The sequence below is a fragment of the Streptomyces sp. MnatMP-M17 genome (assembly GCF_900091995.1).
Classification (GTDB): domain Bacteria; phylum Actinomycetota; class Actinomycetes; order Streptomycetales; family Streptomycetaceae; genus Streptomyces.
In genome coordinates this window covers 1-11,261 of sequence record NZ_FMDK01000470.1, presented here as the reverse complement: position 1 = coordinate 11,261, position 11,261 = coordinate 1, and the positions used below count along the sequence as shown (strand labels likewise).

Genomic DNA, 11,261 nt, shown 5'->3' with positions numbered 1-11,261 from the left:
TGCCCCGTACCTCCAGCGCCGTCAGCCACTGGAGCCGTAGCTGTTCGGTGCCGCCGGGCTGACCGGCCGCACCCGCGTGCTGATGGGCGGCGGGCCAGTGGGACGCGGTGACCTTGGCAACGGTGGTGGCGGCGCCGGCGACGGCGACCACCGCGCCCGCGCCGAGCGCGACACCCGTGGCGGTGCCCAGCGCGACATCCGCGCCGACCGCGGCGGCGGTGGCAACGGCCGTGACCAGCACGGGCGTTCCGATGGACTGCCGGCTGAACCGGTGCGACAGAGGCCGCCGCTCCGCCTCCGCCGCCTCCATGGCCCGCGCGTAGGCGGCGTACTCCTCGGCCGCTCCGGACGCCATGGCGTCCAGCGCGCTCCGCCCTCGCGCCAGCAGCGCGTTCCCGTCGGCCCGGCCGCCGGAGCGCCGCACCTCCTCCTCCACGGCACGCACCAACAGCCGCTCGGCTTCGGCCCGGTGGCTCTCCCGCATAAGCGTCCCCCTCCGCAAGCACTGGATGGAGGGACATTCTCCTGTGCCGGCCCCACGAACGCGAGACCAGCCCGCCGGTGTTCCTCCCACGCGCGCGATCGCGCGTGGCCGCGCGTGCTTACTCCGGCCAGGCACCCACAACGTCCCGAGGCCCCCAGACGAGCCCGACATGGTCCGAGGCGATGTCGGCCGTCATACCGGCACGGGACGCGACGACCAGACCGGTGCTGCCCGGAACGAACCCGGGAAGCTGCGCCACGCCCTGTTCCAGTGCGGTGAGGTCGTGCTGATCGAATGGACTGGTCAGCCATTTGACGGAGCCGGCGAAGAACAGCGTGCCGGCCACGGGTGCGCGGTCGGCACCGACCAGATCGATCTCCGGGCTGAACTGCCGGTTCCACCAGCCTCCCACCGTCCCGGTCTCCGGCCAGGGGAAGTCACCGTCCACCGCGGCCAGTTCGAGGGATTCGCGGATCAGCGGCTCCACGGCACGGCCCCGCCAGGAGGCCCAGCGCCGCCGCACCAGCCCGAAGGCCGCCTCCGGGCGCCCGCGCCGGGTCTGTTCCTGCGCGGACCGCAGGGCCGCGAGATACAGCCGCAGATTGCTGTCCGCGACACGGTAGAGCGCGGGCTTCCCGGGCTTGACGGAGAGCGGGCTGTCCACCGCGAGCACCCGCTTCTCCTCCGAGAGCCGGTGCAGTATCGGCGAGAGCACACCCGAGGGCAGGGCGCCGCTGCGGCTTCCCGCGGTGGCCGCGATGTTCGTGTGGGTACGGTCGCCGCCACCGATCGCCTCCAGCACCCGGCGGGACTGGTCGGGCGTCGGGAACTCGGCCATGAGCGCCGCTTCGGGCACACCGAACAGCGGGGAGGCCGGGTCGGCGCACTCCGCCTCGATAAAGTCGAGGGCGGGTGTCGCATGAGGCCAGGCGCGCAGGATGCCGGGCAGGCCGCCGGAGACCAGATGCGCGTCGATGGCGTCGGCGGCGTCGAGTCCGAGGGCGCTTCCGGTCTCCGCAGGATTGAGCGGGCCGAGTACGAAGCTGTCGGCGCGGCCGTAGAAGGGCCGGTCGTAGGCAGTGAGCCGCTCCATCATGTGCAGATCGCTGCCGAGCAGCAGGAGCAGCACGGGCCGCTGGGACAGCAGACGGTCCCACGCCGTCTGGAGAGCGCCGTCGAAGACCCGATCCTGCTCCGCCAGCCAGGGCAGCTCGTCGAGCACGACCACACCGGGCGCGTCCGAGAGCGCGGAGGCCAGCAGCCGGAAGGCGTCAGGCCAGTTCGACGGCGGACTCGCCGAGAGCAGGGCGCCGTCGCCCGGGAGGAGCTGTGACTCGCGCAGCTCGGTGTGGAAGGCGGCGAGTGCCTCCAGGGACGAGGCGCCCTTGGTGGCGGTGAAGAAGAGATAGGGGAGCCGCGCCCGGTCGCAGAACTCCTGAACCAGCCGTGACTTGCCCACCTGCCGCCGCCCCCGGATGGCCACGGCGGTACCGGACCCGGTCGCGAGAGTGCGGTCGAGACGCTTGCGCAGCAGATTCAGCTCGGCACTGCGGCCGACGAAGGGTGTGGCGGCCATCACTGCTCCCGCAAGGTAGATTCAATCTATGTAGATTCATTCTACATAAACTGCGACTGCCCTGGTCTCTCTGCCAGAAGCAACGCCAAGGGACCCGCGGGGAGGAGGAAGCGGCCTGCCACCGCTGCGTCGATCGCTTCCTCCATGGGCCACCGGAGCATCCTTGCCTGTCAGGCGGCTCCCAGGTCCACGGTGACGGAGAAGGGCGCGGCAGCCTTGATCACACCGGTGAACGTCTCGCCGTCCCTGTATGCCTTGGTGGCTGGCTCGAGAACGTAGGTGTAGATGATCGGGACGCCGGTGGCGGCCTGTTCGACCCGCCAGTAGAAGGGGATGCCGGCCTTGGCGTACTGGTCCACCTTCACGATCCGGTCGGTGGTCTCCGAGCCCGGGGACACAACCTCGACGACCAGGAGCACATGCTCCGGGCGGGTGGGCGTGAGGTCGATGGTCTCCGCCCGGTAGACGACGACGTCCGGACGGCGGTTGGTGAGCGGAATGTCCTGGAGACGGATGTCGAAATCCGTGTCGGCGTTCCAGTCCGGGCCTGCGGCGGCGTCCAGGGCATTGGCCAGGATCCGGGCCGGCCGACTGTGGCGCTTGGACGCACTCGGACTCACGACGACCATCCCGTCCACGATCTCAATGCCGACGCACTGCTCCTCGGACCAGGAGTCGTACTGTTCTGCGCTGATCTGCAAGTGCATCCATGCGGGTACGACCATCTCGGCGGTCATGGCGTACCTCCTTTGGTGGCCCTGGGGACCGGAGGCTTTCGCGGAAGCGCGGCGGCGTGATGTACCCGTTCTGCTGTCGGTCGGCTACTCCGCGTGCCACTGCTGCCAGTGAACTCGCAAACCGAGTAGTCCCCGCTCACGCCTCTCTGACGATCACGCGGCTTCCGCAGAGCTTCGACCAGTCGTCACGGTCGGAGGTCAAGACGACCACGGGGGCGGGGGCCCGGAGCGCCAGCGCGGCGACGAGAGCGTCGATGGCGTACTTGTGTCCGTGCAGCCCGCCGGTATCTCGAAGTAGCGTCACTGCGGTCAGGGAGTCTTCCTGGCTGACCGGTTCCACGCGCAGCCGGGTGAGCACCCACTTCAAGCGCGCCAGATCGGTCTTTCCGTATGCTGCTTCAACGATGGTCAGCACCGACACGAGGACGGGGACTCCGGCCTGCCGGGATGCCTCGATGCGCGCCGCCATCCTGCGGTCGTTGCGCAGGAGCATGGAGAGTGCCTCGGAGTCGAGCACCAGGGAGCGGGCCGGCAGCTCCTTCACGCGGCGCCTCGCACGGCACCCTCGGCGTTCTCGTCTCCGAACAGCTCGCGCCGGGCAGCTTCGATCTCCTGCTCGGTGAGCGCGCCGTGTTCCTCCTCGTGGGATGCCACGATCTCGGCGAGCCCGTCCATCGCGAGCTGGTGCCTGACGGCCTCGGTGATGTAGCCGGACAGGCCTCGGCGACCGGTTCGAGAGCGGAGTTCACTGAGCAGATCGGCTGGCATGGATACGGAGATGTTCTCGGTGGTCCCGGCTCGGGTCGGCTTCATGTTCAAAGTGTAGGACAAGTTCTATTACACTGCGAAAGCTTCACCGAACCACGTCTCTTGCGACCAGAAACGGCCGCGATGCTTCACCTACGGGCTGTCGCACCCCGTGAGAACCCTCGCGTCCTCGGCAACTGGCGCGGGCAGCTGTGGCGTTTTCGCGCCGTCATGATGCCTGGGGATCTGATCGTCCTGCCACTCAAGGCGGGCACCATTGCCATCGGGTACCTCACGGGCGATTACCTGTTCCGTGCGGAGGCTGCTCCGGGACTCCGGCATGTACGCAGTGTCACCTGGAAGCGCACCGATGTGCCGCGTACGGGGCTTCGCGCCGACCTGCGTGCGACGCTTGGGTCCCTGCTCACAGTGAGCGAGTTGCGCCGCCTCGATGCCGTGAAGCGTCTCTCCATGCTTGCGGCGGGGGACTCCGATCCGGGAAACCCTGACGCCCCGGCTGGCCTGCGACTGTTGGAAAGACCCGCCCAGTTGGCCGACAAGGTCGCCGAAGCCCCGGCGGGCAGGCCGGTGGAACTGGCCGTGCGTGACCTGCTCAGCATCTGGGACTTCGTGAGCCGCTCGGACAAGGCGACCGCCACCATTCGCCGGGATCTGGACGAGCTTGGTCTCGCGGTTGTCCCTCCCATCACCGAGGTCCCGTCGATCGACCACATCGTCCGCGTCGTTCCCATCGGCCTGGCCCCGGAAGCTGAACGGAAGTCGGGCGAAGAGACCGCCAACCTGGAACTGGAACTGGAGCCGGAGGAAGGAGATGACTCCGCGGCGGATCTCTTGGTCGACGTGCAGTCTGGCTCCTCGGACATCGGCGACATCGGCCTGACCGCCGTTGGAGCAGGAGAGGGTGAGAGCGGCGACGATGACGAGGAGCCGGCTCGTCCGGCGCCTGTGTTGGTGACCGTTGGGAGGCTGCCCTCGGCACGCAACGAGCTGAAGACCGTCAGGCTCACCGACCCGCTCAGCCGAGCTGTGGAACTTCTGTCCGAGAACGCGTACGACCAGCTTCCGGTCCTTGACGACGACGGTCACTTGCGCGGCTCCGTCACCTGGCGGGAAATCGGTGCGACCAACCGCCCTGCCACCGCGCTGGTCAGAGACGCTGCCGTATTGAAGGTTCGTTCAATACGTACCGATGAGCCCATGGTGGACTGTCTGGCCGATGTAGCCGACCACGGCTGCGTTTTCGTGGTCAATCCCGACGGCAGCCTCTCTGGGATTGTGACCGGCCACGACCTGGCCCACAGATTCGAGCAGGAACTGCGCCCCTACGCCCTCATTCAAGAGCTGGAACTGCGCCTGCGCCGAGCGCTCAGGAAGGCTTTGATGCAGGTGAAGGAGATCCATGGTGCGTACGGCCTCCCCGGCGATCCCGCAAGAATAGTCAAGCTCGCCAATCAGGGCATGAACTTCTCCGACTACATCACATTGCTCAAGCGGGATGACGTATGGCGGGCCACGGGTTGGCAGTTCCCGCAGCAGAGCTTCGCCGAACGCATGGACCGGGTTCGAAAAATCCGTAACGAGACCATGCACTTCCACACGAGTGACGATGACCGCATCAGTGCGGTCAAGGAGATCCAAGTCGCTCTGCAGATGCTCAAAACTGTTCAGCCGCAAGCCTGACGACACGGCAGATCCGGTGCTGCCGCACCCCGGCCTGCTTGCATCGGAGCACCGGGATGGACGTGGATGGCTGCCCAATGCCAGGGTGATCGTGCGACGATGCCCGTATGAACCGGTTGGGTGGCGCGACCTCGCCTTATCTGCTTCAGCATGCCGAGAATCCGGTCGACTGGTGGCCCTGGGGACCGGAGGCTTTCGCGGAAGCGCGGCGGCGTGATGTACCCGTTCTGTTGTCGGTCGGCTACTCCGCGTGCCACTGGTGTCATGTGATGGCGCACGAGAGCTTCGAGGACACGACGACCGCGAAGTACATGAACCGGCACTTCGTCAATATCAAGGTGGACCGCGAGGAGCGGCCCGATGTCGATGCCGTGTACATGGAGGCCGTGCAGGCTGCCACCGGGCAGGGCGGGTGGCCCATGACGGTGTTTCTGACGGGCGACGGGGAGCCGTTCTACTTCGGTACGTACTTCCCGCCCGCGCCGCGGCACGGCATGGCGTCCTTCCCGCAGGTCCTGGAGGGTGTCAGTGCCGCGTGGACCGACCGGCGCGAGGAGGTCGCCGAGGTCGCCGGGCGGATCGTACGGGAGCTGTCCGGGCGGACGCTCGCGCACGGCGGCGGTGAGGGCGTGCCGGGCGAGGCGGAGGTGTCGCAGGCGCTGCTCGGGCTGACCAGGGAGTACGACGCGCGGCACGGCGGCTTCGGCGGCGCGCCCAAGTTCCCGCCGTCGATGGTGGTGGAGTTCCTGCTGCGCCATCACGCCCGTACCGGCGCCGAGGGCGCGCTCCAGATGGCGGCCGACACCTGTGAGGCGATGGCGCGCGGCGGGATCTACGACCAGCTCGGCGGCGGCTTCGCGCGCTACTCCGTGGACCGCGAGTGGACCGTCCCGCACTTCGAGAAGATGCTCTACGACAACGCGCTGCTGTGCCGCGTCTACGCCCATCTGTGGCGGGCCACCGGATCCGATCTTGCCCGGCGCGTCGCGGTGGAGACCGCGGACTTCCTCGTACGCGAACTGCGCACGGACGAGGGCGGGTTCGCCTCCGCGCTGGACGCGGACAGCGACGACGGCACCGGACGGCATGTCGAGGGCGCGTACTACGTCTGGACTCCGGAGCAACTGCGCGAGGTGCTCGGTGAGTCGGATGCTGAGTTCGCCGCTCAGTACTACGGGGTGACGGAGGAGGGCACCTTTGAGGAAGGTGCTTCCGTGCTCCAGCTTCCGCAGGGCGGCGGCGTGGTGGACGCCGCCCGTGCCGAGTCCGTACGGGCCCGGCTGCTCGCCGCGCGCGAGGAGCGGCCACGGCCCGGCCGGGACGACAAGATCGTGGCCGCCTGGAACGGGCTCGCGATCGCCGCGCTGGCCGAGACCGGCGCGTACTTCGACCGGCCGGACCTGGTGGAGCGGGCCACGGAGGCCGCCGACCTGCTCGTACGGGTGCACCTCGGTGACACGGCTAAGACCGCGCGGCTCGTCCGTACCTCGAAGGACGGCAGGTCCGGCGCGCACGCCGGCGTACTGGAGGACTACGGGGATGTCGCCGAGGGATTTCTGGCGCTCGCCGCGGTCACCGGCGAGGGAGCGTGGCTGGAATTCGCCGGATTCCTGCTGGACATTGTGCTCGACCGCTTCGCCGCGGAGGACGGCGCGCTGTTCGACACCGCCGACGACGCCGAACAGTTGATCCGCAGGCCGCAGGATCCCACGGACAACGCCACGCCGTCCGGCTGGACGGCCGCCGCCGGAGCCCTGCTCTCCTATGCCGCGCACACCGGCTCCGAGGCCCATCGCACCGCCGCCGAGGGCGCGTTGGGCGTGGTGAAGTCCCTGGGCCCGCGCGCGCCGCGCTTCATCGGCTGGGGCCTCGCGGTCGCCGAGGCGCTGCTCGACGGGCCGCGTGAGATCGCCGTCGTCGCGCCCAAAGATGTCGGGCCCGAAGGAGACGCCGCGGCACGGGAGTTGCACCGTACGGCACTGCTCGCGACGGCACCTGGCGCGGTCGTGGCGTACGGCCCTGCGGACGGCGACGGGCTCGGCGGCGCCGACGGCGCCAACGGCACCGATGGCTTCCCGCTGCTGACGGGCCGTCCGCTCGTCGGCGGGCGGTCCGCCGCATATGTCTGCCGACGGTTCGTATGCACCGCTCCCACAACCGAAGTGAGCGTACTGCGCGGCGAGTTGGGCGTGTTCGAGTAATCTGTGGCCGGTTTATGACGCGCGGTGAATCGGCCTGAAACGCAGTATTCACCCAAACGGCCCTCCGGCCGTCACAGGTCGGCCTTATTGTCTTCACAAGAGGCGCAACAGGTGTGTGTGGGGAGCCTGTTGCGCGAGGGGGATCGTGGGTGCGCCGGCGGCCAGGGGGGCCTTGCCGCGGTCCACCCGGGCCGAGGGGGGCCGTGTTGCTCACGTCTGTGTTCATTGCTGCCGTTTCACTGGCGCTTTTCTGGATGGCCGCGTTCACGCTCTGGTGGCAGATGCATGCCTGGCGTACACCGGAGACGCTGGCCGCGACCAAGTTCGCACCGCCTGACGGAGGCCGGCAGGGCTCGTTCTCCCTGCTGCTGCCCGCCCGGCACGAGCAGGCGGTGCTGGAGCACACGGTCGAGCGGCTGCTCCAGTCCAGCCACACCGACTTCGAGATCATCGTCATCGTCGGACACGACGATCCGGAGACCGCCGAGGTCGCCGAGCGGGCCGCGGCCCGTGATCCGGGACGGGTCAGAGTCGTCGTCGACACCCATCAGGCGAAGAACAAACCCAAGGCGCTCAACACCGCACTGCCGCACTGCACCGGCGACTTCGTCGGAGTCTTCGACGCCGAGGACCAGGTCCATCCCGAGCTGCTGACCCATGTGGACCACGCCTTCCGCTCCACCGGCGCCGATGTCGTCCAGGGCGGAGTGCAGCTCATCAACTTCCATTCGAGCTGGTACAGCCTGCGCAACTGCCTGGAGTACTTCTTCTGGTTCCGCAGCAGACTCCATCTGCACGCCCAGAAGGGCTTCATCCCGCTCGGCGGCAACACCGTCTTCGTACGGACCGAGGTGCTGCGCGCGGCCGGCGGCTGGGACCCGAACTGCCTTGCCGAGGACTGCGATCTGGGCGTACGGCTCTCCAGCATCGGCAAGAAGGTCGTCGTCGCGTACGACTCGGACATGGTGACCCGCGAGGAGACTCCCGGCTCACTGATGTCCCTGCTCAAACAGCGAACTCGGTGGAATCAGGGCTTCCTTCAGGTCTATCGCAAGAAGGACTGGAAGCAACTGCCCACGCCAGGACAGCGGATGCTCGCCCGCTACACGCTGATGACGCCGTTCCTCCAGGCGTTCACCGGACTGATCATCCCGCTCAACGTGGGGATCGCGCTCTTCCTGGACGTACCGGTGACGATCGCCTTCATCACCTTCCTGCCGCTGGTCACCGCGCTGGTCACCTTTGTCTTCGAGGTCGTCGGGCTGCATGACTTCGGCAAGCAGTACGGACTCCGCGTACGGCTCACGCACTATCTGAAGCTCATCGTCGGCGGTCCCTTCTACCAGGTGCTGCTCGCCGGTGCGGCGATCCGTGCCGTCTGGCGCGAGCAGCGGGGCCACAGCGACTGGGAGCTGACCAGTCATGTCGGCGCGCATCTGGCGCCGGACACCGGACGCGCCGGAGACACCCGAGACATCCGCGACATCCGAGAGGACGTCCACGCGTGACCTCCACACTTCCCGTGGTGACGACCGATCAGAGAACGGCCGTCCCCGCGCAGCCGAACGATGCCCGGAACAGCCCTACCGCTCCGGCCGACGCGCCCGCTCCGGCCGACGCGCCCGACAAGACCGGCGGCAACAGACGGCTCACCGTCCGGCCCGTGGTGCGCTTCCGCGGCTCCCGTCCCGATCTGCTGCTGTGCGGTGTGCTCCTCGTCGCGATCCTGCTGGTCCAGGGCTGGAACATCCAGCACTATCCGACGCTCAGCGACGACGAGGGCACCTATCTCGCCCAGGCCTGGGCGGTCCAGGAGGGCGACGGCCTCGCCCACTACACCTACTGGTACGACCATCCGCCGCTCGGCTGGATGCAGATCGCCTTTCTGACCTGGCTTCCCTCGCTCCTCTCGCCCGAGTCGATGACCGTCGCGCCGATGCGGTTCGCGATGCTGCTGGTCAGCGCGGCCAGCGCGGTGTTCCTGTACGTACTGGCCCGGCGGCTGTGGCTGCCGCGCTGGGCGGCCGGGCTGGCGATGGTCCTCTTCGGGCTCTCGCCGCTCTCCGTGGTGCTCCAGCGGGAGATCTTCCTCGACAACATCGCCGTGATGTGGATGCTGCTGGCGTTCTGTCTGGCGGCCTCGCCGCACCGCGATCTCTGGCACCACTTCGCGGCCGGGATCGCCGCCGCCGTCGGCGTGCTCACCAAGGAGACGATGCTCGTCATCCTGCCGGCGCTGCTGGTGACGATGTGGCGCTTCAGCCACCGTGACACCAGGAAGTTCGCCCTCACCGGCGCGATCACCGCCTGTGCGCTGATCGGGCTCTTCTATCCGCTGTTCGCCCTGCTCAAGGGCGAGTTGCTGCCGGGCGGCGGACATGTCTCGCTCTGGGACGGCATCACGTACCAGATGAGCCGGCCCGGCTCCGGCTTCATCCTCGACGCCGGCAGCGGCTCGTACGGAGTGCTCCAGTCCTGGCTCTACTACGACCGGGTGCTGCCGCTGGGCGGTCTCGCCGGTGCCGTCCTGCTGATGGTGACGCTGCGCTGGTCGGTCACGGCGCGGGCGCTCGCGGGCCCCGCGCTCGCCGTGGTCATCCTCACCGCCGTCGCCATGCGCCCGTCCGGCTATCTGCCCGCGATGTATGTCATCCAGGCGCTGCCGTTCCTGGCGCTGGTGCTGGCGGGCGGCGCGGCGAGCGTCACGCATGCCGTGCTGCGCAGACGGCGCGCAAGCGCGAAGAGCGCGGAGAGTACGGAGAGTACGGAGAGCGCGGAGAGCCGGAAGCTGACCGTGGCGCGCTGGACGGCCCTGGCGGCCCTGGCCGCGACCGCCGCCGTATACGTCGTGCCTCACTGGTACGACGGCAACCGCACCGCCCTGACCGCCGACGCCAACGCTCCCTACCGGGCCGCCGCCTCCTGGATGGCCACGGAGGTGCCCGATCCGTCCCGGGCCCGGGTGCTCGTGGACGACGCGCTCTGGCTCGACCTCGTACACGCCGGATACGAACCGGGCCTCGGCGCGATCTGGTTCTACAAGGCCGATCTCGACCCGGCCGTCACCGAGACCATGCCCGGCGGCTGGCGCGATCTGGACTATGTGGTCGCCTCTCCGACGGTACGGCGCGATGCGCGCGATCTGCCCAATGTGCGGGACGCGCTGGCCCATTCGGACACCGTCGCCGTCTTCGGCGAGGGCGAGGACCGGATCGAGATCCGGCGGATCGCGATCGCGGTCAGGAAGACCACGGATACGACAAGTACGGGCACGAAGAGCACGGCCGCGACGAGCACAGCCACTACGAGCACGGTCACGACGAGCACGGGAGGCGCACGATGAGCATTCTTCCGCCCACCGGTGCCGGAGAGCTCGGCGAACCGGAGCTCGAAGCCACGGCCGTGGCCGAGCCGGGAGCCGTCACCGTCATCATCCCGACCTTCAACGAGTCGGAAAACGTACGGGAGTTGCTGCGCCAGCTCACCGACGCCGTACCGGCCAGACTGCCCTGCGAGGTGATCTTCGTCGACGACTCGACGGACGGCACACCCGAGGTGATCGCGTCCGCCGCGCAGGACTGCCCGTTCCCGGTCGAGGTGATCCACCGGCAGACTCCCGAGGGCGGTCTCGGCGGAGCCGTCGTGGAGGGCCTGCGGGCCGCGGGCTCCGACTGGATCGTCGTCATGGATGCCGACCTCCAGCATCCGCCCGCCCTTGTGCCCGATCTGGTCGCGGCCGGTGAGCGGGAGCGCGCCGATCTCGTCGTCGCCAGCCGGTATATCAGCGGCGGCAGCCGGGCAGGGCTGGCCGGCGG

General features: G+C 68.7%; 9 protein-coding genes and 2 pseudogenes. 6 read left to right on the top strand and 5 right to left on the bottom strand.

The features are described from left to right. The 3 genes and pseudogenes from GA0115259_RS21185 to GA0115259_RS21170 all read right to left on the bottom strand — a co-directional run. Positions 1-484 (bottom strand): annotated as a pseudogene (locus GA0115259_RS21185) (hypothetical protein); the annotation flags it as partial. Between the two features lie 118 nt (positions 485-602). After that, the gene (locus GA0115259_RS21180; protein ID WP_093599529.1) at positions 603-2,060 is read right to left on the bottom strand and encodes an ATP-binding protein; all 1,458 of its coding nucleotides are present in this window, start codon (positions 2,058-2,060) and stop codon (positions 603-605) included. A gap of 170 nt (positions 2,061-2,230) precedes the next feature. Further along, on the bottom strand, positions 2,231-2,797 hold the full coding sequence (locus tag GA0115259_RS21170; protein ID WP_093599526.1) for a Uma2 family endonuclease: 567 nt from the start codon (positions 2,795-2,797) through the stop codon (positions 2,231-2,233). Here GA0115259_RS21170 and GA0115259_RS42885 point away from each other — a divergent pair. Continuing rightward, positions 2,796-2,903 (top strand): annotated as a pseudogene (locus tag GA0115259_RS42885) (DUF255 domain-containing protein); the annotation flags it as partial. The gene GA0115259_RS21170 and the pseudogene GA0115259_RS42885 sit on opposite strands and share 2 nt — an antisense overlap. Positions 2,904-2,933: 30 nt before the next feature. On the opposite strand, the gene GA0115259_RS21160 reads toward GA0115259_RS42885, so the two are convergent. Together GA0115259_RS21160 and GA0115259_RS21155 are read right to left on the bottom strand one after the other, a co-directional pair. Continuing rightward, entirely contained in the window at positions 2,934-3,341 is a 408-nt protein-coding gene (locus GA0115259_RS21160) for a PIN domain-containing protein (protein ID WP_093599520.1), read from the bottom strand. After that, the gene (locus GA0115259_RS21155) at positions 3,338-3,610 is read right to left on the bottom strand and encodes a hypothetical protein (RefSeq protein ID WP_093599535.1); all 273 of its coding nucleotides are present in this window, start codon (positions 3,608-3,610) and stop codon (positions 3,338-3,340) included. Before GA0115259_RS21155 ends, GA0115259_RS21160 begins: the two co-directional genes overlap by 4 nt. A gap of 165 nt (positions 3,611-3,775) precedes the next feature. Between GA0115259_RS21155 and GA0115259_RS21150 the strand changes: the two genes are divergently transcribed. The 5 genes from GA0115259_RS21150 to GA0115259_RS21130 all read left to right on the top strand — a co-directional run. Next, positions 3,776-5,245 carry a CBS domain-containing protein gene (locus GA0115259_RS21150; protein ID WP_161230431.1) on the top strand — a complete coding sequence of 490 codons (1,470 nt, stop codon included), beginning with the start codon at positions 3,776-3,778 and terminating at the stop codon, positions 5,243-5,245. A 107-nt stretch (positions 5,246-5,352) separates the two neighbouring features. Continuing rightward, positions 5,353-7,446: a thioredoxin domain-containing protein gene (locus GA0115259_RS21145; protein WP_093599514.1), complete on the top strand. Its 2,094-nt coding sequence runs from the start codon at positions 5,353-5,355 to the stop codon at positions 7,444-7,446. 254 nt (positions 7,447-7,700) lie between these two features. Further along, the gene (locus tag GA0115259_RS21140) at positions 7,701-8,954 is read left to right on the top strand and encodes a glycosyltransferase (protein ID WP_093599511.1); all 1,254 of its coding nucleotides are present in this window, start codon (positions 7,701-7,703) and stop codon (positions 8,952-8,954) included. Continuing rightward, complete coding sequence (locus GA0115259_RS21135; protein WP_176732607.1) at positions 8,951-10,789, top strand: ArnT family glycosyltransferase; 1,839 nt, start codon at positions 8,951-8,953, stop codon at positions 10,787-10,789. The genes GA0115259_RS21140 and GA0115259_RS21135 overlap by 4 nt, the downstream gene beginning before the upstream one ends. After that, the coding region (locus GA0115259_RS21130) for a glycosyltransferase (protein WP_141716645.1) at positions 10,786-11,261 on the top strand (476 nt) is incomplete at its 3' end. The genes GA0115259_RS21135 and GA0115259_RS21130, both read left to right, overlap by 4 nt.